The organism is Dietzia sp. MNB45 (genome assembly GCF_051994785.1).
In the GTDB taxonomy this organism is placed as follows: Bacteria; Actinomycetota; Actinomycetes; order Mycobacteriales; family Mycobacteriaceae; genus Dietzia; species Dietzia kunjamensis.
In genome coordinates this window covers 3,221,616-3,246,254 of sequence record NZ_CP163397.1, presented here as the reverse complement: position 1 = coordinate 3,246,254, position 24,639 = coordinate 3,221,616, and the positions used below count along the sequence as shown (strand labels likewise).

General features: G+C 71.4%; 20 protein-coding genes. 9 read left to right on the top strand and 11 right to left on the bottom strand.

Translation table 11 applies throughout. From position 1 onward, the window contains the following. Positions 1 to 17 precede the first annotated feature (17 nt). Both AB5G72_RS15535 and AB5G72_RS15530 read right to left on the bottom strand, forming a co-directional pair. Positions 18 to 956, bottom strand: coding sequence for a PspA/IM30 family protein (locus AB5G72_RS15535; RefSeq protein ID WP_440220335.1), 939 nt, complete (start codon positions 954 to 956; stop codon positions 18 to 20). A gap of 71 nt (positions 957 to 1,027) precedes the next feature. After that, positions 1,028 to 2,479: a hypothetical protein gene (locus tag AB5G72_RS15530; protein ID WP_440220334.1), complete on the bottom strand. Its 1,452-nt coding sequence runs from the start codon at positions 2,477 to 2,479 to the stop codon at positions 1,028 to 1,030. Positions 2,480 to 2,903: 424 nt separating this feature from the next. Between AB5G72_RS15530 and AB5G72_RS15525 the strand changes: the two genes are divergently transcribed. From AB5G72_RS15525 to AB5G72_RS15505, 5 genes are all read left to right on the top strand, one after another. Further along, positions 2,904 to 3,938 (top strand): hypothetical protein, encoded by a 1,035-nt coding sequence (locus AB5G72_RS15525; RefSeq protein ID WP_440220333.1) that lies wholly within the window; start codon positions 2,904 to 2,906, stop codon positions 3,936 to 3,938. Between the two features lie 118 nt (positions 3,939 to 4,056). Continuing rightward, entirely contained in the window at positions 4,057 to 4,566 is a 510-nt protein-coding gene (locus AB5G72_RS15520) for an NUDIX hydrolase (RefSeq protein ID WP_440220332.1), read from the top strand. 76 nt (positions 4,567 to 4,642) lie between these two features. Continuing rightward, on the top strand, positions 4,643 to 5,278 hold the full coding sequence (locus AB5G72_RS15515) for a hypothetical protein (protein ID WP_440220331.1): 636 nt from the start codon (positions 4,643 to 4,645) through the stop codon (positions 5,276 to 5,278). 70 nt (positions 5,279 to 5,348) lie between these two features. Continuing rightward, the gene (locus AB5G72_RS15510; protein ID WP_440220330.1) at positions 5,349 to 5,930 is read left to right on the top strand and encodes a copper chaperone PCu(A)C; all 582 of its coding nucleotides are present in this window, start codon (positions 5,349 to 5,351) and stop codon (positions 5,928 to 5,930) included. Further along, positions 5,923 to 7,206: a Dyp-type peroxidase gene (locus tag AB5G72_RS15505; protein ID WP_440220329.1), complete on the top strand. Its 1,284-nt coding sequence runs from the start codon at positions 5,923 to 5,925 to the stop codon at positions 7,204 to 7,206. The genes AB5G72_RS15510 and AB5G72_RS15505 overlap by 8 nt, the downstream gene beginning before the upstream one ends. Before the next feature lie 112 nt (positions 7,207 to 7,318). On the opposite strand, the gene AB5G72_RS15500 is transcribed toward AB5G72_RS15505, so the two are convergent. The 4 genes from AB5G72_RS15500 to AB5G72_RS15485 form a co-directional block, all read right to left on the bottom strand. After that, positions 7,319 to 8,308 carry an SGNH/GDSL hydrolase family protein gene (locus AB5G72_RS15500; protein WP_440220328.1) on the bottom strand — a complete coding sequence of 330 codons (990 nt, stop codon included), beginning with the start codon at positions 8,306 to 8,308 and terminating at the stop codon, positions 7,319 to 7,321. A gap of 79 nt (positions 8,309 to 8,387) precedes the next feature. Then, complete coding sequence (locus tag AB5G72_RS15495; protein WP_440220327.1) at positions 8,388 to 9,467, bottom strand: SGNH/GDSL hydrolase family protein; 1,080 nt, start codon at positions 9,465 to 9,467, stop codon at positions 8,388 to 8,390. Positions 9,468 to 9,576: 109 nt separating this feature from the next. After that, positions 9,577 to 10,629, bottom strand: coding sequence for a beta-ketoacyl-ACP synthase III (locus tag AB5G72_RS15490; protein ID WP_120286456.1), 1,053 nt, complete (start codon positions 10,627 to 10,629; stop codon positions 9,577 to 9,579). 160 nt (positions 10,630 to 10,789) lie between these two features. Further along, positions 10,790 to 11,731 carry an SRPBCC family protein gene (locus tag AB5G72_RS15485; RefSeq protein WP_206472993.1) on the bottom strand — a complete coding sequence of 314 codons (942 nt, stop codon included), beginning with the start codon at positions 11,729 to 11,731 and terminating at the stop codon, positions 10,790 to 10,792. Between the two features lie 78 nt (positions 11,732 to 11,809). Between AB5G72_RS15485 and AB5G72_RS15480 the strand changes: the two genes are divergently transcribed. Beyond that, entirely contained in the window at positions 11,810 to 13,072 is a 1,263-nt protein-coding gene (locus tag AB5G72_RS15480) for an MFS transporter (protein WP_440220326.1), read from the top strand. Continuing rightward, complete coding sequence (locus tag AB5G72_RS15475; protein ID WP_440220325.1) at positions 13,065 to 13,871, top strand: fructosamine kinase family protein; 807 nt, start codon at positions 13,065 to 13,067, stop codon at positions 13,869 to 13,871. The genes AB5G72_RS15480 and AB5G72_RS15475 overlap by 8 nt, the downstream gene beginning before the upstream one ends. A gap of 42 nt (positions 13,872 to 13,913) precedes the next feature. On the opposite strand, the gene AB5G72_RS15470 is transcribed toward AB5G72_RS15475, so the two are convergent. The 4 genes from AB5G72_RS15470 to AB5G72_RS15455 form a co-directional block, all read right to left on the bottom strand. Continuing rightward, complete coding sequence (locus AB5G72_RS15470) at positions 13,914 to 15,176, bottom strand: PQQ-dependent sugar dehydrogenase (RefSeq protein ID WP_440220324.1); 1,263 nt, start codon at positions 15,174 to 15,176, stop codon at positions 13,914 to 13,916. Between the two features lie 119 nt (positions 15,177 to 15,295). Beyond that, positions 15,296 to 16,540 (bottom strand): PQQ-dependent sugar dehydrogenase, encoded by a 1,245-nt coding sequence (locus AB5G72_RS15465; protein WP_440220323.1) that lies wholly within the window; start codon positions 16,538 to 16,540, stop codon positions 15,296 to 15,298. A gap of 237 nt (positions 16,541 to 16,777) precedes the next feature. Further along, on the bottom strand, positions 16,778 to 17,683 hold the full coding sequence (locus tag AB5G72_RS15460) for a MaoC/PaaZ C-terminal domain-containing protein (RefSeq protein ID WP_120286450.1): 906 nt from the start codon (positions 17,681 to 17,683) through the stop codon (positions 16,778 to 16,780). Positions 17,684 to 17,689: 6 nt separating this feature from the next. Next, the gene (locus AB5G72_RS15455) at positions 17,690 to 19,039 is read right to left on the bottom strand and encodes a 3-oxoacyl-ACP reductase (RefSeq protein ID WP_069389503.1); all 1,350 of its coding nucleotides are present in this window, start codon (positions 19,037 to 19,039) and stop codon (positions 17,690 to 17,692) included. A 123-nt stretch (positions 19,040 to 19,162) separates the two neighbouring features. On the opposite strand from AB5G72_RS15455, the gene AB5G72_RS15450 reads away from it, so the two are divergent. Both AB5G72_RS15450 and AB5G72_RS15445 read left to right on the top strand, forming a co-directional pair. Continuing rightward, the gene (locus tag AB5G72_RS15450; protein ID WP_120286449.1) at positions 19,163 to 20,476 is read left to right on the top strand and encodes an acetyl-CoA C-acetyltransferase; all 1,314 of its coding nucleotides are present in this window, start codon (positions 19,163 to 19,165) and stop codon (positions 20,474 to 20,476) included. A gap of 195 nt (positions 20,477 to 20,671) precedes the next feature. After that, positions 20,672 to 22,612: a VanW family protein gene (locus AB5G72_RS15445; protein WP_440220321.1), complete on the top strand. Its 1,941-nt coding sequence runs from the start codon at positions 20,672 to 20,674 to the stop codon at positions 22,610 to 22,612. Positions 22,613 to 22,791: 179 nt separating this feature from the next. Here the strand turns inward: AB5G72_RS15445 and AB5G72_RS15440 are convergent, their stop codons facing one another. Further along, positions 22,792 to 24,630 (bottom strand): acyl-CoA dehydrogenase, encoded by a 1,839-nt coding sequence (locus AB5G72_RS15440; RefSeq protein WP_120286447.1) that lies wholly within the window; start codon positions 24,628 to 24,630, stop codon positions 22,792 to 22,794. Between the last annotated feature and the right edge of the window lie 9 nt (positions 24,631 to 24,639).

The following is a 24,639-nucleotide window of genomic DNA, read 5'->3' as shown; positions in this document are numbered from 1 at the left end:
TCGCCGATAGCCCGGGGCTACTCCCTGGTGTCCCGGGGGAGCGTGGGCCCGGAGAGGTCCTCGGGGCTCGGCTGGTCGGTCGCCTCGTCGGGATCCCTCGGCGCCTCCGGGTCCGCCTGGCCGGGCGCCCCGGCCTGGCCGGTGGACGACGCGGCCGGCGACCCCGCCGACGACCCGGACTGCCCCTCGCCTCCGGTGAGCTGGCGGTCGGCACCGGAGTCGGAGCCCGAGTCGAGCCCCATCGAGGCGCGGATCTGCTCGAGCTTGCTCTTGCCCTCGGATTCGCGCGTGAACGCGGCGGCGTCGAGCTGTGCGGTCGATGTTGCGCCGGTCGCCTCGGCGAGCTCCTGCTTGCCCAGTGCGGTGGTGTAGCGGCCCTCGATCTTGGCGCGGATCTCGTCGAAGGTCGGGGAGTTGCCGCCGCCGGCGCCCTGCAGGGAGCTCATGGACTCGGTGGTCCGGTGCTGCATCTCGGCCTGGGTGGCCTGCAGGAGCAGCTGATCCTCCTGCGCCAGTGTCTCGCGCAGCCGCTGTTCGGACTCCTTCACCGCCTGCTTGGCCTGCTCTGCGGCCTGCACGGCCTGGCCGTGCAGCTGCTTGGTGTGGTCGAGGTCCTGTTCCAGTGCCACCAGCCGCCCGGCGAGCTGCTCGGCCTGGGTGTCGAACTGCTGGGCGCGGGAGGTGTCGCCCTCCGCGCGCGCCTGCTCGGCCACCTGCAGGGTCTGTCGGATCTGTCCCTGCACCTCGTCGAGCTGCCGCGTCTTGGTGCCCATGGCGATCTCGAGCTGCTTGGCGTTGCCGATCACCGCGGCCGCCTGGTCGGACACCGACTTGTGCTGGTCGCGCGCGTGGTTCATCGCCTGGTGCACGAGGACCTTGGGGTCCGCGTTGTCGTCGACCGACTTGTCCAGCGAGGCCTTGAGGTAGTTCCAGCCCTTGGCGAAGGGGTTCGGCATGGCGGCGTCCTTAGATGTCTCGGTGTCAGGGGTCGGTGTCAGGTGTCCCGACGGCAGTTCGGTGCGTGCTCCTACCTCTTGACGGTACCGATCAGCGCGGCCACCGGCAGGGCGGTCCGTGGCAGGTACGGCTGACGCCACAATCCGCCGGATGCCGCTCCCGACGACTCGTGCTGCCATTGCACGTCCACCTGCGGCCGGCCCACGTTGAGGTCGTGGACCATCAGCGCGGCGAGCAGGGCGGCGGAGGTGTCGGGCGCGAAGATCTCGATGCCGAAGGCGTAGGCGCCCTTGTAGGTGGCGGCGAGGATCTTGTTCTTGGTCACCGAGTGGGTGTCGGTGGCAGGGGCGACGTTGACCGAGACGGTGTGTCCGTCGGCGAACGCGGTGGTGGCGCGCCAGCGCTGCACCCGCTTGGCCAGGGTGTAGTTAGGGCCCTGCTGGGGTACGAGGGCGTCGTGCACCGCCGGGCCGTGGCCGGCGGGGTAATTGCGGGCGAAGACCTTGCCGCGGGCGACGGAACCGACGAGTCGCTTGACGTCGGTGATCTTGCGCGACGCGAGTGCCGCGTTGGCGGCCTCCCGCACGTCCGCGGGGACGACGAAGGTGTCCATCGGGGTGGCGAGGTAGGCGAGCGCGTCGGCGGTGTTGTCGCGGAGGAGGTCGACGACGAGGGCGTCCGCCGCGGAGGAGAGCTGGACGTGGGTTCCGCCGTCCGCGTAGAAGTAGCTGCCCACGGTGAGCGGTGCGGGGGCCGCGGCCCTGGCCCATGCCGCGAGTTCGGGCAGCTGGGTGAGCAGGTCGATGCCGGGGCGGCCGTCCGGTCCGGTGGGGACGTGCAGGCGCCCGGCGAACGTCGAGGCCTCCCCGCGGAAGCGATCCCACGCGGGGCTCGACGGCAGGTCGACGCCCATCACGTCGGCGCCCCACTGCAGGAGACGTCGGGCGGGCCCCATCTCCGAGCCGAGGCCCAGGACGAGCATGGCGCGGCCGGGCAGGGAGAGCCACTGGGGATTGTCCTGCACGAGCTTCAGGGCGTCGGCGCAGCTGGGTTCGATCACGCCGGCCGCGACCCACTTGTCAAGCCGGGCGCGCAGGAGGTCCCCGGTCAGTTCCTCGCCGCGGAAGGGGATGGACAACTCGGTGACGGGGGCCGCAGTGCCCTGGATCGTGTCGGTGGTCGGCGTGGTGGTGGGGGCGACGACGGCGAGGTAGTCCGACATCGGGGTCTCAGCGGTCTCTCCGTCCACGTCATGGACGCCGCGCATGCGCGACTGCAGTGACTGGAGGGCGGACCTCGCGACGCCGTCCCAGGCCGCGGGGTCGGAGACGCCGACGCGCACGAGATCGGTGAAGGGTTCGATGTAGCCCTTGCGCCAGTCCTTGATGCGGTGGACCCGCTCGGCGGCGGCCGGGTCGACGGGGGAGAGTGCGTCGGCGACGACGTCCTTGGCCAGTCGCCCCGTCGAGCGGTTCCCGGAGGAATCGGTGGGGAAGAGGACTCCGGTGGTGCTAGATGCCATGACGCTCCTGATAAACGGGGATAATACGAGGTTAGCCTCAACTTCGGCCGGTGTGGTCCACCTTCGCGCACTCTCGCCCGGTTCGGCAGCGCCGCTGCCCGAGTATGTGATTAAACTCACCCAACGGCGAATTGCAAGCAATTGGTTAACGATGATTTATTTCTTAATATTTGCATATACCGAGGTCGTGGGGCGAGAACCGCTGTGGGGCCCACGATTCCGCGTCTAGCTGCGGGGTTGGCAAACTGCCCATCGTCGGCGAATTGCTGTGACTAATACGAACCTGGTGTAACAGCCCTGAAGATTGTCTCGATATGGTGATGACACGATCGAACGGCGGGTGGTCAACACCACATGCCGGGCCGGCGGGTAGGGGGAGATTCCGAATCGCCGCGTCGTCAACGACAACAGGAAGGCAATTCCTATGAAGAACTCGAAGCGGATGATGGCCGTCATCGCGGCCTCCGGACTCGTGCTCGGTGGCATGCCGGGTATCGCCAACGCCCAGAGCGCTGGCCTCAACCTCGACCTCGGCCTCGGCCTGGGTGACTCGCTCGGCCTGGGCGTGGACCTCGGCGCGGCGCTCGGCTCGTCCGGAGAGGGCTCTTCGGAGCTGCCCGCGCTGTCCTCCGATTCGCTGGGCACGGGTTCCGACACGGATTCGCTGGGCACGGGTTCCGACACTGATTCGCTCGACCCGGCCTCGCTGGGCACGGGTTCCGACACGGATTCGCTCGACCCGGCCTCGCTGGGCACGGGTTCTGACTCGGATTCGCTGGATGCGGGTTCGGACACGGATTCGCTGGCCACCGGCTCGGACACCGATTCGCTCGACCCGGCTTCACTCGGTACCGGTTCTGACACCGACTCGCTGGGTACCGGTTCTGACACCGACTCCCTTTCCGGTGGATCGCTCACCTCGATCATCACGGAGCTCCAGACGGCTTCCGCTGGTGGCTCGGAAGACCTCGGCTCGCTGACCGATTCGCTGGGCACGGGTTCTGACTCGGATTCGCTGGACACCGATTCGCTGGGCACGGGTTCTGACTCGGATTCGCTGGACACCGATTCGCTGGGCACGGGTTCTGACTCGGATTCGCTGGCAACCGGTTCCGACACCGACTCCCTTTCCGGTGGATCGCTCGAGGACATCCTCGGTGAGCTGACCGGCTCGGCCTCCGGTTCCGGTGACGGCGCCGGCTCCGACTTCGGTTCGGGTGACATCAACGTTCCCGGGTCGAGCACCGGATCTGACGCCGGCACGGTTCTGGCTGTCGGCTCGCTGGCCGCTGCCGGCATCGGCATCGGCCTCGCCGTCTCCGGTGGCGTCAACCTCCCGCCGCTGCCCGAGATCAACGTGGGCCTCGTCTGCAACCTCCCGCCGGAGGCCATTGACTTCCTGAAGAGCAACGGCTCCATGGAGCAGGATGAGTGCGAGCCCGAGGAGGAGCAGAACTGAGGTTCTGCCCCATCCACGCTGATTGAGTCAGCAACCGGATAGCACTCCGGCGATCCCCCGTCGACCACACGGTCGGCGGGGGATCCGCCATTTCGGGCCCCCGGATACGCTCTCGGACATGGCCACCCCCGACTTCGTCCTCGAACTCCGCAAGCACGTGGGCTCCGCCCCGCTGTGGCTGGCCGGAGCAACCGCGGTCATCCAGGACCCCGAGAGTGCCCGCGTGCTCCTGGTCCGGCGCAGCGACAACGGCTGGTGGACCCCCGTCACCGGCATCGTCGACCCCGGCGAACACCCCGCCGACGCCGCCGTACGCGAAGCCCGCGAGGAAGCCGCCGTGACCATCCGCGTCGACCGCGTCGCCTCCATCGGCGTCTCCCGCATGGTGACCTACGACAACGGCGACCAAGCCCAGTACATCGACCACACCTTCGCCTGCACCTACCTGAGCGGCGACCCGCACCCTGCTGACGGCGAGAACACCGACGTCCGCTGGTTCGACGTCGACGACCTGCCCGAGATGCGACCCCACATGCTCGCCCGGATCGACTCCGGGCTGGCCGACGAGGAACGCGCCCGCATCGTCACCACCACCGAGGGCGACACCACCGGGTGCTCCCCCGCCTGAACGGTCCCGGCGGATCTGTATCACTCCCGCCACCTCCGGATACTGGTCACACCCCCCCGGGGCATAGAATCGAGCCATGTCCGCCGACCGCCTCCGCGCCGAGGTCCCGCCCGCGATGACCGCGGCCGTCGGCATCGTGGTGGCACTGGTCAGCGGCATCTTCGGCATCAGCGCCCACGGACTGGCCGCCGGCGCGCTCGCGGGCCCGCCCACGACGGGCCAGACCCTCTCCGTCGCGGCCACGAGCGCGGGGATCGGAGTGGTGACCGCCGCCGTCGCCCGCCGCCGGGCCCCCGTCCTCACCGCCGCAGCAGGCCTGATCGCGGGACAGGGACTCGTCCACCTCGTGCTGGCCACCGGCCACACCCACGGCGCAGCCGGCACGGCCGGAGCGCTCGGTCACCACGCCACGGATCCGGAAGCGGTCCGGGCCGCGATGGACGCCGTCGGCGTCGCCCCCGCATCCTCCGCGGCAGCACTACTCACCCCGGGAATGCTGGGCGCCCACGTGGCAGCGATCGCCATCACGCTCGCGCTGGTCGCGATCCTCTCCGGGACACTGTCCTGGCTGGCGGCTCGGATACCGCCCATGGTGGCGACGGCCCACCTCGTCGTCGTCGCCCGACTCCTGGCCTCCTACGACGCCGACACCCCCCGCGGACGGTTCCTCCTGGCCCGCGGGGGAACCCGCGCGCCGCCCGTGTCTGTGTGACCACCCTTCGCACCGGTACGCGCCCCGCGCTGCCGGGCGATCACACACACCACACGAGGACTCCCACACCATGCGTACCCACACTCGTGCCGCCTTCGTCGCGGCCTCCGCACTCGCGCTCGCCCTCACCACCACCGCCTGCGCGACCGACGACATCGACACCACGACCGCCGCCACTCCCGCCGCCGCGGCCGACACCGCCCACACCGCCGACTCCGGCGCCTACACGACCGTGACCTTCGACGACGGCTGGGCCAAGGCCACCGGCACGGAGATGACCGGCGTCTTCGGCACCATCACCAACCCGGGCGACGCCGACCTGCACCTGATCGGCGTCGAGAGCGATCTCGGCGGCAGCGCCGAACTGCACGAGACCGTCCCCGGCGGCAGCGGGATGATGATGCAGGAACGCGAGGACGGCTTCGTGATCCCCGCCGGCGGCGAGCTCGCCCTGGCGCCCGGCGGCAACCACATCATGCTCATGGAGCTGGGGCGCCCCATCACCACCGGCCAGCAGATCACCCTCACCCTCGAGTTCGACGGCGCCGAGCAGGACGTCACCGTCTCCGCCCGCGACTTCCAGGGCGGGGAAGAGGAGTACGTCGGCGGCGGTCACGGCGAGATGAGCGGGGGCACGAGCCACGATGGCTGAGCAGGCCCGTCGCGGTCTGTCCCGGCGGTCGGTGCTCAGCGGCGGCGTCGCGGCGGTGGGTGCCGGCGTCGTCGGTGGCACCGTCGTCGGCGGTGCCGCGGGGTATGCGGGGCGAGGCGTTGTCGACGACGACGAGGTGATCCGAGACTGGAAGGCGGTCGCCGACTCACGAGTCGTCGGGACGGCCACCGAACCGTTCCACGGCCCGCACCAGGCCGGCATCACCACGCGCCCGCAATCGCATGCCGCGTTCGTGGCGTTCGACATCGTCCCGGGGGCGACCCGCACGGAGATCGACGGTGTCCTGAGGGCGTGGTCCCAGGACGCCGCCCGGCTCACCCGGGGGCGAGGCGGACTCGCGGACCTCGAACCCGAACTCGCCGAGGACCCGGCGCGGCTCACGGTGACCATCGGGTTCGGGCCCGGGCTGTTCGACGCGATCGGGATGCCGGACAAACGGCCCGCGTGGCTGGCACAGTTGCCGGCGTTCCCCCAGATCGACCAGCTCGAGGACCGGTGGTCCGAAGGGGACCTGCTGCTGCAGATCTGCGCCGACGACCCGCTGATCGTGTCCCACGCCGCGCGGGTGTTGGCCTCCGGCGTGCGGGGGGTCGCGCGGCAGAAGTGGGTGCAGCGGGGCTTCCGCAAGGCCGTCGGCACCGACCCGACCGGGCGGACCCAGCGCAACCTGTTCGGACAGGTCGACGGCACCGTCAACCCCACCGAGCAGGACGTGGACTTCGACCAGATCCTGTTCTCCGACGGCACCTCTTCTGACGGGCAGGTCCAGCGGTGGATGCGGGGTGGGTCCTCGCTCGTGCTGCGGCGGATCCGCATGACGATGGACACGTGGGAGGAGATCGACCGCACCTCACGCGAGCTGAGCGTCGGCCGGCGGCTCGACACCGGCGCGCCGTTGACCGGGGTGCACGAGCACGACCCGGCCGACTTCGAGGCGATCGACGAGGTGGGCCTGCCGGTGATCCCGGCGGAGTCCCACATCGCGCGGGCGAGGCAGCTCGAGCGGAGTGAGGCGATGCTGCGGCGGCCGTACAACTACGACGACCCGCCGGAGGGCGGCGAGATCAGCAACTCCGGGTTGCTGTTCACCGCCTATCAGGCCGACCCGGTGCGCACCTACGTGCCGGTTCAGCGGCGGCTCGCCGAGCAGGACGCGCTCAACACGTGGACCATCCCGATCGGGTCGGCTGTGTTCGCGCTGCCGCCCGGCGCGCCGGAGGGCGGGTACGTGGGGCAGGGGCTGTTCGAGGGCTGACGGGCGCCCCCCAACGACGCAGCCGCCCCCGGGCGTGGCGTCTGGCGCGCGCTTCGGTGCGCGCCAGACGCCCTCCCCAGGGGCGGCTGTGGTCGTACCGGGATGGCGGCGGTCAGATCGCCGCGGCGATCGCGTCGGCCATGGCCTGCTGGCCCAGGGCAGTGGGGTGGAAGGCGGCCGTGTTGTTCGCCGAACCATCCGCGAACACGACCCACCGCTCGTCCACCGGAGCGCAGCCGCTGCGGTCGGTGTCAGAGGAGGGCAGGACCGAGATGTGCCCGTTGCGCTCAGCGGCCTCGTCGACTGCGTCGTTGATGGCCTCGGTGACCTCACGGGCCCACTCGAGATTGTCGGCTCCGATCAGGGTGGTGAAGAGACACCCGTCCTCGTCGGACGCTGGCATGAGCGGCAGGTACTGGGCAGCGACAACGGTCGCGTCGGGCGACGCCGACTCGATGGCGGCGTAGACCTCGTCGACCGCTCCGCCCTCCCCGAAGATGTCGGCGATGTCCTGAGCGACGACCCCACCGAGCTCCTCGCGGCAGTCGATCGGCTGATCCGGCCCGGCGGGCTGCAGATGCGCGGTGATGCACCCGACGATCGTGCCGAAGCCCACGTCGTTGCCGCCGATGGACAGCGTCACCAGGTCGGTGTCCGCGTCGAGTGCCTCGATCTGCGGCGGGGCTTCAGGGTACTGCGTGTCGACGAGGATGTCCTCGGTCTGGGCGCCGCCGCACGTGGCGTCGGTGAGCTCGCCCACGGCGTGGTTGGCATCGAGCTGGTTCGGATAGTTCGCCAGGCTCTGGCCGCAGCCCTCGGGCCCACCGGCGGGCGTGGTGTTGTCACCGAGCGCGGCGTAGGAGTCGCCGAGCGCCACGTAGTCGGCGTAGGCCGGAGTCGAGAGCGAGCCGAGCGAACCCGACGCACTGACAGGGGTGCCGACGCTCGACCCCAGGGAGCCGAGGGCGATCGTGCCGTCCGCCTGGGTGGTGGACTGGGCACCAGCGACGGGTGCGGCCGTGAGGACGACGGACGCGGCCAGGGCGAGGGACGTGGTGAGGGTGCGGGAACCGGCGAAGCGGCGCCGATGAGAGGTGAGCATGTGCTCAGTGTTCTCTCATCGCCGCCGCGTCGGGAGCCATTCGGGCTAAATGGACACCCGTCAGATGGAGTGTCCGGTGTCAGCCGTCGAGCGCGGCCAGCACCCTGTCCGCGACGTGGGCGTGGCCGGCACTGGTCGGATGGACCGGCACCGCGCCCGTGTCCAGCCCGGTGAAGTCCACCCAGCGGTTCTCGGGCGGAGTGCACATCGAGTGGCCCGGTTCATCGGGGATCACGACGGTGGCGCCGTTGCGCTCGGCGGCGTCGCGGACGACGCGGTTGATGCTGTCCTGGAAGCCGCGGACCTTGGCCCGCTCCTCCCGGCTGATCGCCATGAACGGAGCGCAGGCCGGGGATTGCTCGATGATCCGGTCGTCCGCGGGCACCGCGGCCAGGTACCCGACCGTCACCACGCGGGCCTGTGGCGCACGCTCGGCGATCCCGGCGTACACCGCGTCCATGCGCTGGTCGAGAGTCTCGAGCGCGCGGGCGGCCTGGCGGTCGATGACGTCCGAACAGCCGGCGGTGGGATCGAAGCCCTTCGACAGGCTCGCCGTCGCGGCATCGACGATCGGCAGCAGCTCGGGCGCGGTGTTGGGCCGCAGCGCACACGCCACGATCACGGCGGCGAAGCCCACGTCATTGCCACCGATGGTCATGGTCACCAGATCGGTATCGGCGTCGAGGGCGTCGAACTGGGGCGGGGCCCCGGTCCGGCCGACCGCGAGGAAGTCATCGGCCACCGCGCCGCCGCAGCTGGCGTTGACGAACGTGCCCACCCCCAGCTCGCGGGCGACCACAGTGGGGTAGGCGTCGTCGGTGCGCACGCACGCGACCGGGCCGGCACCCCACGCGCCGGGCGCGATCCTGCCGACGGCGGCGTAGGAGTCGCCCAGCGCCACGTACTTGGACGGGCCGGTGCCCGCCCCCGACAGGACGGTCGGGCCCATCCCGGTGCCGGTGACCTGTCCGGCGATGGTGCCGCCCAGCGTCTGCGCGGATCCGCTGACGAGCTCGAGTGGGGAGGCCTGCGGCGCGACGGGTCCGGGGATGGCGGGCGCGGCCCCGGCGGGGGCCGCCAGCAGCAGGGACAGCAGGGCGGCGGTGGCCGCGACGGCACCGGAGACCAGGCGGCGCGTGACGCGCCGGGAAAGAGACATGTGCATGAGGTCACTTTCTCATGAACACATGTCTAGTTGGCGTCCCTCCCGAGGCCTTCCGGGGCACGCGGGGAGGCCTCGGGAGGCCCCGGGAGGGACGCCCGGGCCGTCAGTCGACGGGCGGGGCCGCGGGGAGTCGGACGACCTGGCCGGCGTAGGAGAGGCCGGCGCCGAACCCGATGCACAGTGCGACGTCGCCCTGCTTGGACTGGCCCTCGCGCAGCATGGTCTCCATGGCCAGCGGGATCGAGGCGGCCGAGGTGTTGCCGGTCTGCTCGATGTCGTTCGCGATCGCCACGGTGTCGGGCAGACCGAGGTGCTTGGCCATCGCCGAGTTGATACGACCGTTGGCCTGGTGCGGGACGAAGGCCTGGATCTGCTCCGCGGTCACCCCGGCCGTCTCCAGCGTCTCGGCGCACACCTTCGACACCTGCACGGCGGCCCAACGGAACACCTTGGACCCGTTCATGGTGAGGAAGGGCTGACGGACGTCCTCGGCGCCGGAGTCGACCTCGTCGACGTACGCCTTGAAGTCCTTGGTCTGGCTGATGGCGCTGCCCTGCTCGCCGTCGGAGCCCCAGACCACCGGGCTGATGTCGTTGGTCTCCGCCGGGCCCACCACGACCGCGCCGGCGCCGTCGCCGAAGATGAACGAGGTGTTCCGGTCGGTGAAGTCGATGCCGTCGCTCATCTTCTCCACACCGATCACCACGACGTACCGGGAAGCACCGCCACGGATCATGTTCGTCGCGACCGCGAGGCCGTACCCGAACCCGGCACAGCCGGCGGTGAGGTCGAACGCGGCGATGCCGTTGCGTCCGAGGTTCGTGGCCACCTGGGGCGCGGCGTGGGGCACCTGCGTCCAGTTGGTCGACGTGCACAGGATGACCGCGTCGACGAGCTCGGGTTCGATCCCCGCGGAGGCCACGGCCTTCCGGGCCGCCTCGGTCGACATCATGACGATCGACTCGTCTGCGCTCGCGAAACGACGGTTGAGAATCCCGGACCGCTCGTAGATCCACTCGCTGGTCGAGTCGATCGTCTCGCAGATCTCCTCGTTGCTGACGACGCGCTCCGGGCGGTACGCGCCGATACCCAGCAGGGTGGAGCCGGGCGCGCCCTCGCCGGTCGCGATGGTCACGGTCTCGTTGGAATCCGCCATACGGATGTAGCTCCTCGTCGGTGTGCGGTTCGCGATCGGGTCACGCTGGCGCGGACCGTCACGATACGTCCCCGCAACAGTACTGCGGTCGGTGAGAACATCGGCGCATACGACCGCGACGTTTCGCCCCCGGCAGCGATCACCCCCTCCGGTGCGCGGCTCAGCCGCGGGCGAGCCCCTCGAGCCACTCCCGCCAGCGCGGCGCGTCCCAGGTAGGCGGGACGTCCACCGCGGCGGCCCCGAGCGGTCGGCCGTCGCCACCGGGGGCGTCGACGTACTCGAACACCCGCACCGCCAGCGCGGCCCGGCCGACGGCGTCCTCGTGGGTCTCGCCGGCGGGGAAGGCGAACAGCTCGAGCATGCCGTCAGCCGGCGCCGAGAGGATGAGCGTCCGCGAGGCCTCGGACCCGGTCGCCACGATGCCGCCCACCTCACCGGACCTGGCGACCACGCCGCCGTCACCCGGGTTCCCGCCCACACCGGACGCCGGGGCGATGAGCGCCGCCGTGACCCGGGCCCACAGCTCCGGCACCGTGGCCTCGACCGGATCGGTGGCCGCGTCCACGGTCACCACCCCGTCGGCCGGGCGATGGGTCAGCCGGTGGGCCAGCACCGTCAGCGCCTGCACCCACCCGTCGAGACTGCCATCCACAGACTCCTCCGCCAGTTGCCCGCCGGAGCCGAACCCCGACCGCAGGGTGAGCACGCTGCCGCCCTCGCCGTCGTCGACCACCTCACACGACGTCTCCCACGGCGGAACCGGGACGCCCTCGCCCATCCAGTCCCGCTCGGCGTAGGAGAACAGTCCGGGCACACTCCCGGCGGGCGGCGTGTAGACGGTGATCTCGCCGACCGTCGCGGTGAGCATCGCCTCGGCCGCGGCCTCCGGGCCGGTCGTGGGATCGGGGGCGCCGGGGTCGGCGAACTGCACGATCCGGCCCCCGACCTGCGGTTCCATCGCGCACGGCACGAACCAGGAGGAGATCCCCTCGCCGGTGGCGACCGCGTCCCACACCACCGCGGGCGCCACGGGCAGCGGCACCCGGCACGCCACGCGCCGACCGCCGTCCTCGGTCTCGATCCCCGCCGTCACGTCGTACACGGGCGTACTCCCCTCACCGGTCCGCTGCTCTTGCCGCGTAACGCTACCGGCGCGCCGGCCGGACGTAGTGTGGCGGTCGTGAGTGCGACGACCCGGACCGGTACCACCCGCGGACCGATCGCAGCGACCGCCCTGCTCTTCGCCGCCAACGGTGCGATCTTCGGCGCCATCGTGCCCCGCCTGCCCGACCTGAAGAACGCGCTCGACCTGGGCCCGGCCGGATTCGGCCTGGCCATGGCCTGCTATCCGGCCGGCGCGCTCGTCGGTGGCCTGCTCACCCCCGCGTTGATGCGGCGGCGTTCGGACGGGGCGGTCGCCGTCGCGGCGATGGTCGTCGCGTCGGGCGTCGCGGCGCTCGTCGGCTTCTCGCCCGTCGTGGCCGTGTTCGCGGGATTGCTTCTGCTGTTCGGGCTGACCGACGCGATCACCGACGTGGCGATGAACGCCCACGGGATCCGCGTGCAGTCGCGTCACGGCAGGTCGCTGATCAACCGGTTCCACGCGGTGTGGTCGCTCGGTGCGGCGCTCGGCGCGGCCGGGGGATCGGTGGCCGCGGGCACCGGCACGCCGGTGGTGGGGCAGATGATCGTGGCGGGCGTCGTCTGCGCGCTCGCCGCGCTGGCCGCACTTCCCCTCCGACTGGGGCCGCCGGACGCCGAGGACGACTCCGGCCGCGACCTCGACACCACGCCCCCGTCCGCGGCGCCCCCTCCCGCCGACCGGGACGTCTCCCGCCGCGTACCGGTCGGTCGCGCGCTGCTGCTCCTGCTCGCGCTCGGGTTGCTCGCCGGCTGCGCCACCCTCGTCGAGGACTTCGCCCAGACCTGGTCCGCGCTCCACCTGCGCGAGGTCGCGGCAGCGGGCGCCGGCCTGGCGGGTCTCGGGTTCGTCGCGGTGCAGGGCACGCAGCTCGTCGGACGCGTCACCGGTGACCGCCTGGTCGAGGGGTTCGGCGCGGCGCACGTCGGCCGGATGGGCGGGGCGTGCGTGGTGCTGGGCTCGGGTGCCGCGCTGGTCGCGTCGTCACTGCTCGACGGCCCCGCCCTGCTGATGGTCCTGCTCGCGGGATTCGCGCTGGCCGGGTGGGGCATCGCCACCGTGATCCCGGGTGCGATGGTCGCCGCCGACTCCGTGCCCGGCCTGGCGCCCGGCGCGGGCCTGGCGGTGCTCAACTGGGTCCTGCGACTGGGCTTCCTGGCCTCCCCGCCGCTCGTCGGTCTCATCGCGGAGCATGTCGGGATGCGCTGGACGGTCGTGCCGATGCTGGTGGGCGGCGTGCTCATCGCCGCGCTCGCCGGGCCGCTGCTCGACCGCGACACGAGGGGAGATCGACGTGGATGACCGGGTGTTCGTCAAGAGGGGCTCCCGCCACGGCCCCGACTTCTTCCGCCACGAGGTCGCGGGTCTGGCCTGGCTCGCCGCGGCCCCCGGCGGGCCGAGGGTGGTCCGGGTGGAGGAGGTCGACGACGACGAGATCACCCTCGAGAGAATTCCCGCGGGTCGCGCGACGACGCGGGCGGCTCTGCGGTTCGGTCGGTCGCTGGCGGCGATGCACGATGCGGGCGCGGCCGCCTGGGGCGCACCCGCGGACGGCTGGGCGGGCCGGTGCTTCATCGGCAACCGGCCCCAGGAGTGTGCGCCCACCGAGTCGTGGGGCGAGTTCTACGCCGAGCAGCGGGTCCGGCCGTTCGTCCGGATCGCGGTGGACCTCGGTGTCCTCGGCGGCGCCGACCTGGCCGTGGTGGAGCGGGCCTGCGACCGCGTGGCGTCCGGCGAGCTCGACGACCCCGGCGACGTCCCCGCGCGCATCCACGGAGACCTGTGGGCCGGCAACGTGTTGTGGACCCCGGCGCGGGCCGGAGGGGAGGGCGGCGGGGAGAACGACGTCGAGGCCGTGCTCATCGACCCCGCCGCGCACGGCGGCCACCGCGAGACCGACCTCGCGATGCTCGCGCTGTTCGGAGCCCCGCACCTGGACGAGATCCTCCGCGGGTACGACGAGGCGCACCCGCTTCGTGAGGGATGGCGCGACAGGGTCCCGCTGCATCAACTGCACCCGCTGGCCACCCACTCCGCCGGGCACGGCGCCGGCTACGCGATCGCGCTGGCCGACGCCGCCCGGCAGGTGCTGCGGCTCTAGGTCACCCGAGCACCGGGCGTCCGGGTCTCAGGTGTCCGGGCCTCAGGCGTCCGCCGGGCTGACCCGGAAAACCTGGTCCCGGTTGTCGGCGTCGGAGGTCGTCACCAGCAGCGAGCCGTCGGGCTCGGGGGTCAAGGACCTCAGGCGACCGAACTCGCCCTCGAGCAGCACCGACCCATCGACGACCGAGCGACCGTCCTCGCCGAGCCGGAGCAGGACCAACTTCTGGGTCTTGAGGTTGGCCATCGCCAGCGCACCCTCCCATTCGCCCCACTCGGGTCCGAGGAACTCGATGTCGGCGGGCGCGAGGGTCGGGGCCCCGGAGGACCAGACCGCCTCGATCGCGTCCGGGAACTCCTCGGTATCGGTCATCGGCACATTCTGGTTGTACTGCCCCGCGACGTTCGGGTTCCAGCCGTAGTTCCCGCCGGACTGGAGGAGGTTGACCTCGTCGTCGACGTCCGGGCCGTGCTCGGCGGAGTAGAGGTTTCCGGTTCCGGGCTGGATCGCGAGCCCCTGGACGTTGCGGTGTCCGATGGTGTTGATCACCGAGTCGCCGGTGGCCGGGGTCCCGTCGGGGTTGATGTGCAGCGTCTTGCCGGCCAGGGAGTCGGTGGACTGCGGACCCGTGGCGTTGTACGTGTCCCCGGTGCCCACGTAGATCGACCCGTCGGGGGCGGCGAGCAGACGGCAGCCGCTGTGGATGCCCTCCGCGCCGAGGGGAATCCCGATGAGGGTGTCCCGGGCCTTGGTCATGGTGGTCCAGTTCTCGTCGACCGTGAACGTGGTGATCCGGTTGTCGCGCTCGCCGCCGGCCGATCGCGACCAGCACACGTGGATCTCGCGGTTCTGGTCGAAGCCCTCGTCGACGGCCATGCCCATCAGTCCGCTCTCGGACTGGCGGAACAGACCCGGCAGGTCGATCGACACGGTGCGCTGCTCCTCGCCTGGGCGCTGCACGAGCATCCGGCCACCGCGCTCGCCGGTGAGGAGGGTGCCGTCCGGGGCGCGGACCACGTCCCAGGGGATGTTGAGCCCGTTCATGACGACGGCGGTCTCGACGGCCGGGCCCTCGACGATCTCGACGTCCGGTCCGGCACCGATGCCGGGGGTCGGCGGGAACAGCAGGCCAGGCGGGACGGAACCCGTGTCCACCGAACCGGCCCCGACGGAGCCGAGCTGGGCGGATGCCACGGCAGGCAGCGCGAGAGTCACGGCGGTGGCCGCGGCGGCGAGACCGACAGCGGTTCGGGCGCGGGAACGGGCGGCTGCGCGGGGCGCGCGAGGAGTGGAGCTGTACGGCACGGAGATCTCCCTGGAGTGTGGCGTCAAATGTGGTGCGGCCCACAACCTAGGGGTGATGTGGCACCGGCGGTACCGGACCGGTACCGCTCCGGGGCCGGGGCCGGGGCCGGGGTGGGGTCTCAGCCTGCTGCGGGCCGGACGCGCAGGATCTCGTCCTCGCCCCCGCCGTTGGAGGTGGTGACGAGCAGCGACCCGCCGGGCTCGTGGGTGATGGATCGCAGGCGGCCGTGTTCTCCGCGCAGGATCGCCGCGGTCCGCGTGACGGTGGAGCCGTCCTCGGACAGCGTCATGAGGACGACCTGGCTGGACTTGAGCATGGCCACCGCCAGGGCCCCGTCCCACTCGCCCCACGCGGGGTCGTCGAGGAACGCGATCCCGCCCGGAGCGAGTGTGGGGGCCCCCGATCGCCACACCGCCTCCACAGCATCGGGGAAGTCGCCGGTGTCGGTCATCGGGACGTTCTGGTCGTACCGACCGCCGGAGTTCGGATCCCATCCGTAGTTGGACCCGGGGAGCACGAGGTTCACCTCGTCGTCGACGTCCGGACCATGCTCGGAGGCGACGATCTGACCGGAGTCCGGCCGCAGCGCCAGCCCCTGCACGTTGCGGTGGCCGTACGTCAGGACGGGGGAGTCGCCGATGGTGTCGCCGGCCGGCTCGCCGTCGCGGGTGATGTGCAGGATCTTGCCCGAGAACCTATCGAGGTCCTGGGACGCCGGGCCGGTGAACGCATCGCCGGTGCCGATGTACAGAGTGCCGTCCGGGTGGACCAGGATGCGGCAGCCCGAGTGCAACCCCCGCTCGGCCAGGAGAATGCCGTCCACCAGGACGCGAGGCGCCTCGAGGGTCGACCAGTCCTCGGCTGCGGTCCACGCGGTGACCCGGTTGTCACTCTCCGCGGCGTCGGAGTGGCAGGTGTACACCTCGCGGCTGGTGGCGAAGTCGGCCGCCAGCGCCATTCCCATCAGGCCACTCTCGCCCCGGTCGTACAGATCGCCGACGCCCGCCTCGACAACGGTCCGCTCACCGTTCCCGCGGATCGCGTACAGGGTGCCCGAACCCCGCTCGCCGGTGACGATGACGCCCTCGGGGTCCCGGACCACGTCCCAGGGGATCGTCAGCCCGTCGGCGACCGTCTCCACCTCGACGGCAGGGCCTGCCGGGAGCGCTCGCCCGGGCGGCTGCGACCCGGGTCGGTCGGCGCCCGGGGCGCCACCGGAGCCGACGCCACCGGAGCCCACGCCACCGGAACCGCCGCCGTCCGGATCGCCGGTCGTCGAGCAGCCGGTGAGGGTGACGACCACGGCCACTGCCACGAGGGCGGCCAGCCGGGAGAGGAGACGGGGGAACTCGGTGCGGTGCACGGCTACTCCTGGGCCGGGATCAGGGGATGCGGTAGGGCTCCCCGTGCGGCCGAACCTATTCGACGCGCGGCCCGCGCGACACCGGATCTCGTCCCGGCGGTACCGGCTCGGAGGCTCCGGCCCGGAGGCTCCGGCCAGCCAACGAGAAGAGCGTCCCGCACACCTGCCTCTCGGGCGACGTGTGCGGGACGCTCTTCTCGACGCCGGGGCCCGGTCGGGCCGCGCGCCGGGTGGGGCCTAGAGCTCCTCGATGCTCGCGGTCGCGTGCACGGTGCCCAGCTTCTTGGGATTGCGCACGGTCAACGACCAGGCGGGATCACCCGCGCCGCCGCGACGGGCGTAGATGCCCAGCTTGGCCGGCAGGATCACGGGCTTGCCGAACTCCACCGAGTAGCGGGCCCGCTCGGGGATCCCGCCCTCGACCGTGCCGAGGAGCGTGGCGGCCGTCCACATGCCGTGGGCGATGACGTTCGGGAAGCCGAACGCCTTCGCGCCCACCTTGGACACGTGGATGGGATTGCGGTCCCCGGACACGGCCGCGTACTCCGCGATCTGCGCCTCGGACACCGATTTCACCACGGTGGGGTCGCCGATCTCGGCTGCGGTCGGCGGCTCGGGCCTCGGCGGGCGCGGGGCGTCCTTGGCCGGGGTCAGCGAGGTCCGCCGCTTCGAGAGCAGGCCCGACCGTTGCACCCAGGCGGGCTCGTCGTCGTCACCGGTTCGGATCTCGGTGACCACGTCCAGCAGCAACCCGGCGGGGTGCTCACGCAGGTTCTCGGCGTGCGCCCGGATGTTGAGCTCGTCGCCGACCCGCAGCGGGCGGCGCGATTCGATCTCGTTGGTCAGGTGCACCGACCCCATCGCCGGCACCGGGTAGTCCGGATCCAGCATGAGCTGCATGCTCAGCGGGAACGCGAGGGTGAACGGGTAGGTCAGCGGCAGTTCGTCCGTCAGTCGCAGGCCGCAGACGCGGGCGTAGGCGGCCAGGTTGGCCACGTCCACGCGCACGCCGGCGACCTCGACGCCCCTCGACGGCATGGACTTACCGTCGCGGGAGCCGCCCACGACGGGCATGGCTCCCACCGCGGCCTTGCCGTACTGGGCGAGCAGATTGGGGATGGCGGGAAGGCGGGTGTACTCCACGTCAGATCACGCACCCAGCAGGGACTGGCCGCACACGCGGATCACGTTGTTGGTGACCGTGGACGAGGCGGGGTTGGCGAAGTAGGCGATCGTCTCGGCCACGTCGACCGGCAGACCGCCCTGCTGCATGGAGTTCATGCGACGGCCGGCCTCGCGGGTGGCGAACGGGATGGCGGCCGTCATCTGCGTCTCGATGAAGCCCGGCGCCACGGCGTTGACGGTGACGTTCTTCGAGGCCAGCTCGGCCGAGGCGCCGTTGACGAACCCGATGACACCGGCCTTCGAGGCCGCGTAGTTGGTCTGGCCGCGGTTACCGGCGATGCCGGCCATCGAGGACACACCCACGACGCGCGAGCCCTCGCCCAGCACGCCCTTCTCGGCGAGCTCGGCGGTGATGCGCTCGGGGGCGATGAGGTTGACGGCCATGACGGAGTCCCAGCGGGCGCTGTCCATGCCGGCCAGCGTCTTGTCACGGGTGATGCCGGCGTTGTGGACGAGCACGTCGACGCGGCCGTCGTGACGCTCTGTCACGTGCTTGGCCAGGACCTCGGCGGCGTCGGCGGCGGTGACGTCCAGCGGCAGCGAGGTGCCGCCGACCTTGTTGGCGGTGGCGGACAGCGACTCGCCGGCGGCCGGGATGTCACAACAGATCACGTGCGCGCCGTCGCGGGAGAGCACGGCCGCGATCTCGGCGCCGATACCGCGGGCGGCGCCGGTGACGACGGCGAGCTTGCCCTCGAGCGGGCGGTCCCACGATGCCGGGGCGGTGGCCGAGCCGGCCCCCACGCGGAACACCTGCGCGTCGACGTACGCCGACTTGCCGGACAGGATGAACCGCAGGGTGGACTCGAGTCCGGAGGCTCCCGCGTCGGCGTCGGGGGAGACGTACACGAGCTGGACGGTGGAGCCGCGCTTCATCTCCTTGCCGAGCGAGCGGGTAAAGCCCTCGAGCGCGCGCTGGGCGATGCGCTCCTCGACCGAGCCCGTCTCCTCCGGGGTGGTGCCCAGTACGACGATGCGGCCGCTGGCGGCGACGTTGCGGACGACCGGGTTGAAGAACTCGAACAGGGCCTTGAGGTCCTCCGGGCGACGCAGCGAGGTGGCGTCGAAGACGAGACCGGCGAACTTGCCCTCGGCGCCCGCGGCGGCCAGCTCGTAGTCGCCGGCCAGCATCTCCCGGACGGGCTCGGCCAGGCGGCCCTCGCCGCCGATGAGGACGGGACCGTGCAGGGCGGGCTGCCCGGCCTCGTACCGGCGCAGCTGCTCCGGCTGCGGGAGGCCGACCTTGCCGGCGATGAACGACCCCGGGGCCGAGGTCACGAACTGTGAGTAGAGGTCGAGGTTGCCCTGTGCCATGGCGATCATCTCCTGGAGAGGTGCGGTACTACGGGTCGACAAATAACTTACTGCTGAGTAACAATACGTGCAGGGCCGCGTTTCGGGCCACCGGACACCGAGAACACAACGGGAGTGACACACGTGACCACCAGCCCCCGCAAGGTCGCCATCGTCGGCGGCAACCGAATTCCCTTCGCCCGCTCGAACGGCAAGTACGCGGACGCCTCCAACCAGGACATGCTCACCGCCGCGATCGACGGACTGGCCAGCCGCTACAACCTCCAGGGCAAGCGCGTCGGGTCGGTCGTCGCCGGCGCCGTGCTCAAGCACTCCCGCGACTTCAATCTCACCCGCGAGTCGGTGATCGGCTCGGTGCTCGACTCGGCCAGCCCGGCCTACGACGTCCAGCAGGCCTGCGGCACCGGCCTGGCCGCCGCGATCCAGGTGGCCGACGCGATCGCCCTCGGGCGTATCGAGTCCGGCATCGCCGGAGGCACCGACACCACCTCGGATGCGCCGCTCTCCGTAAACGACGACCTGCGCAAGACCCTCATCAAGGTCAGCTCCGCCAAGTCCACCGTCGACCGCCTGAAGCTCCTCGGTGAGATCCGCCCGCAGGGCCTCGTGCCCGAGCAGCCGCAGAACGCCGAGCCGCGTACCGGGCTGTCGATGGGTGAGCACGCCGCCATCACCGCCCGCGAGATGGGGGTGACGCGCGCAGACCAGGACGCGCTGGCCGTCGCCAGCCACCACAACCTCGCCGCCTCCTACGACTCCGGGTTCCAGGACGACCTGGTGACGCCGTACCTCGGCGTGGCCCGCGACGACAACATGCGGCCCGACTCCTCCGAAGAGAAGCTGGGCAAGCTCAAGCCGGTCTTCGGCAAGCGCGACGCCGAGGCCCACGGCACCGAGGCCACCATGACGGCCGGCAACTCCACCCCGCTGACCGACGGCGCCTCCACCGTGCTGCTGGCCAGCGAGGAGTGGGCGAAGGAGAACAAGCTGCCGGTCCGCGCCTACCTGGTGGACTCGGAGACCGCCTCGGTGGACTTCGTCCACGGCCACGACGGTCGCACGCCCGACGGGCTGCTCATGGCCCCCACCTATGCTGTGCCGCGGCTGCTGGCCCGCAACGGCCTGACCCTGCAGGACTTCGACTACTACGAGATCCACGAGGCGTTCGCCTCGCAGGTGCTGGCCACCCTGGCCGCGTGGGAGTCCGAGGAGTACTGCACCGAGCGTCTGGGCCTGGACAAGGCCCTGGGGTCGATCGACCGCTCCAAGCTCAACGTCAACGGCTCGTCGCTGGCGGCCGGTCACCCGTTCGCCGCCACCGGCGGCCGCATCCTGGCCGCCGCGGCCAAGCTGCTCGAGCAGAAGGGCTCCGGCCGGGCGCTCATCTCCGTCTGCGCCGCGGGCGGCCAGGGCGTCACCGCGATCGTGGAGCGCTGACCCCCGCACCTCGTCCACCTCGCCGCGGGCTCGTCCCGTGAGTCCGATGAGCGCAGCCCCCGCGTCCGGCGCGGGGGCTGCACTCATCGGTATCGGTCCGTCATAGTGGTGTTCACAGTGGTTCGGGCGGGGACGTCCCCGGCCGGCGGCCCGCGGGGTTCCGCCGTCCCCCGCTCGGGAGGAGGTGGATGACGCGTGGTCGAGTCCCACGATGACGACACCCCGGCACGCCCCGTCGCGATCGAGGGCGCGGGCCCGCACCCGGCTGCGTCCGACCGACATCGGTACCGGGTGCGGTCGCGGTGGATCTACACCGGTGTAGGCCTGTTCATGGCACTCGCGGTCCTGTACGGCTTCGATCTCGTGCACAGCATCGGCCGGGTCCCGCGCGGGACGGAGGTCGCCGGCATCCAGGTGGGCGGGATGCGGACCGCCGACGCCGAACGGCGACTGATCGCCGAGCTCGGACCGCGGGTCGACGACGAGGTGGATCTGCGCGCCGGGGCCGTGTCGACCACGCTGGACCCCGACTCGGTCGGCCTGTCGGTGGACTGGCAGGGCACGCTCGACCGGGGCGGTGAACAGCCTCTGAACCCGCTGAAGCGGCTGATCAGCGTGGTGTGGTCGACCGAGGTCGGTATCGCCAGCGTCATCCCGGACGCACGGCTGACCGATTTCCTCGAGCGCCTCGCCCTCCAGGCGGACTTCGAACCCCGCGAGGGCGCCATCTGGTTCGACCGGGATCAGGTCCGCTCGGCCATCCCGCTCGACGGGCAGCGCCTACAGATCGAGAACTCCCGCGACGCGGTGCTCGAGCACTGGCTCGACGACGACGGAGTGGACCTGCCCGTCGACTACACGCCCACCGAGACCGACGCCGAACAGGTGCGGGCGCTGATCCGGGACGTGGCCGAGCCCGCCGCCTCCCGGGACCTGACGCTGCTGGCGTCGCGGATGCGCGACGACGGCACCGAGCCGGCGACCACCACCGTCACCACCAGGCTCCCCGCCCCGCCACCGGGCCCCGGGCGCGAGCGGCCCGAGCCCCCCGAGCGGGAGATCGAGATGGTCGACCCGGGCGACCCGGGCGCGGTGCCGGTGCTGTTCCCCCGCGACCGGATCGGGGAGTACCTCAGCTTCGTCCGCGAGGGCGACGTGCTCGAGCCCCGCTTCGACGCCGACGCCGCCAAGGGGATCCTGGACCCGCTCCTGGAGGAGACCGAGCAGGTGGGCAGGGACGCGAGTTTCGAGTTCAGCGGGTCGAGCGCCACCATCGTGCCCGCGGTCCAGGGACGCACCGTCGAATGGGGCCCGCTGCTCGGTCGGCTGCCCGGGCAACTCACCGACGTCGACGGCCCGCGTGTGCTCCCCGTCGGCTACGTGGGCCGCGACCCCGAGCTGACCACCGCGGAGGCCGAGCAGGCCGGCATCCGCGAGCCCGTCGGCCAGTTCACCGTGGCCGTCGGCGCGAGCGGACAGGCCCAGTCGATGATCGCCTCGCTGGCCGGGCACTTCATCCCGGCAGGCGGGAGCTTCTCCATGGCGGAGGTCGCCGGCACGGTCTCCGGAGACGTGTCCGCCGACGCCGTCGCCACCGCCCTGTTCAACGCGGCGTTCGAATCCGGCGCACAGGACCTCGTCCGCAGCTCCCGCGGTGTCGACGGCGACGCGTTCCCGGCGGGCCGCGATGCCACCGCCTCGGCCGACGTCGGATTCCGAAACGCCCAGGACACCGGCCTGGTGATCGATGCCTCGGGTAGCGGCAACTCGGTGACGGTCCGGCTGTGGGGGACGCCCGAGTACACGGTGAGGGTCTCGACGGCCCCCCGGACCGACATCCGGCGGGCCCAGACCCGGGTCGTCGGCACGGCCGGGTGTACCCCGAGTCCGGGCGCGGACGGGTACACCGCCCGCGTGACCCGGGTCGTCCTGCGCGGCGGCGACACCGTGAGCACCGACACCGTCTCGTCGAGCTACGCGCCGCGAGACCGGATCGTGTGCCGGGCCGAGACTCCGGAGGACGACGATCCCACCTCGTCGCCGCCACCACCGCCGCCCCCGCTCCCCGGACCCGGTGACCCGATCCGGATCCCGGGCCTGCCGGAGTTCCGCATTCCCGGCGTACCCGGCAACTAGAGCGCCGAATCCGCTACCCGGATTCCGGATCCGCTACTCCCATAGGCATAGCGGATCCGGAATCCGGGTAGCGGATTCGTGGGGTGGGCTGCCCGCATCCGGCGAAACGAGTCGATCCGCCGCCCGGGCCGGGGCGGCGGATCGACGGTGGGGACCCGGAAGGGCCCGTCAGGTGGGGATCAGAACGCGGACTCGTCCAGCTCCATCAGCTCGTTGTCGAGGTCTGCGACGATCGCGCGGGTGGCGCTGATCAGGGGCAGCTCGTTCTTGGCGAACCACCGGGCGGCGGCGATCTTGCCGTTGTAGAAGTCCTTGTCGTCGTCGGACGCCCCGTCCAGCGCGCCGAGGGCGACCTCTGCGCCGACCAGGAGACGCCAGCCCATCATGAGGTCACCGAACGCCATGAGGACGCGCACCGAGGCGAACCCGACCGTGTACAGGCGCTTGGGGTCGTCCTGCGAACCCATGAGGTGATCGAAGCACGTGCCGATCATGGCCTCGACGTCCGCGAGAGCGGTCGCGAGCAGCTCCCGCTCGGCCGCCAGTCGGCCGCCGCACGCGTCGCTGTCCAGGAACTGCTTGATCTGCGCCGACACGTGGCCCACGGCGGTGCCGCGGTCACGGGCGATCTTGCGGAAGAAGAAGTCCTGTGCCTGGATCGCGGTGGTGCCCTCGTAGAGGGAGTCGATCTTGGCGTCGCGGATGTACTGCTCGATCGGGTAGTCCTGCAGGAAGCCCGACCCGCCGAACGTCTGAAGCGACTCGGTGAGCAGCTCGTAGGCGCGCTCGGAACCGACGCCCTTGACGATCGGCAGCAGCAGATCGTTGACCCGATGGGCCAGCTCGCCGTCGGCGCCGGAGACGCGCGCGGCGGTCTCGACGTCCTGGTGGGCCGCCGTGTACATGTACACCGCGCGCAGACCCTCGGCGAACGCCTTCTGGCGGATCAGCGCACGCCGCACGTCCGGGTGGTGGGTGATGGTGACGCGCGGGGCGGTCTTGTCGGCCATCTCGGTCATGTCGCCGCCCTGGACACGCTCCTTGGCGAATTCGAGCGCGTTGAGGTAGCCGGTCGACAGGGTGGAGATGGCCTTGGTGCCGACCATCATGCGCGCGTGCTCGATGACATCGAACATCTGACGGATGCCCTGGTTGAGCTCGTCGCCGCCGACCATCCAGCCCTTGGCGGGCACGCCGTGACCGCCGAAGGTCAGTTCGCAGGTCGTGGAGACCTTGAGGCCCATCTTGTGCTCGACGCCGGTGACGAACACCCCGTTGCGCTCGCCCATCTCGTTCTTCTCGAAGTCGAAGTGGAACTTCGGCACGAAGAACAGCGACAGGCCCTTGGTGCCGGGGCCGGCGCCCTCGGGGCGCGCCAGGACCAGGTGGAAGATGTTCTCGAACATGTCGTCGGAGTCGGCCGAGGTGATGAAGCGCTTGACGCCCTCGATGTGCCAGGAGCCGTCGTCCTGCTTGATCGCCTTCGTGCGGCCGGAACCGACATCGGAGCCGGCGTCGGGCTCGGTGAGGACCATGGTCGCTCCCCAGCCGCGCTCGACGCAGGTGGCGGCCCACTGCTTCTGCTCCTCGGTGCCGTTCTCGTAGAGGACGGCGGCGAAGGCGGGGCCGGCGCCGTACATGAACGCCGCCGGGTTGGCCCCGAGCATCATCTCGCCGGTGGCCCACACCATCGCGCGGGGGGCCGGCATCCCGCCGAGCTCCTCCGGCAGTCCCATCGACCAGTAGCCGGCGTCGTACCAGGCCTTGAAGGACTTCTTGAAGTCCTCCGGGATGGAGACCGAGTGGGTCTCGGGGTCGAACACCGGCGGGTTGCGGTCGGCGGAGGCGAAGGACTCCGCGACCGGGCCCTCAGTCAGGGTCGCGACCTCGGAGAGGATGCCCTTGGCGGTCTCGGTGTCCATGTCGCCGAACTCGCCGGCGTCGAGTGCCTCGTTCATACGCAGGACCTCGAACATGTTGAACTCGAGGTCGCGGACGTTGCTCTTGTAGTGACCCATTACGGTCTT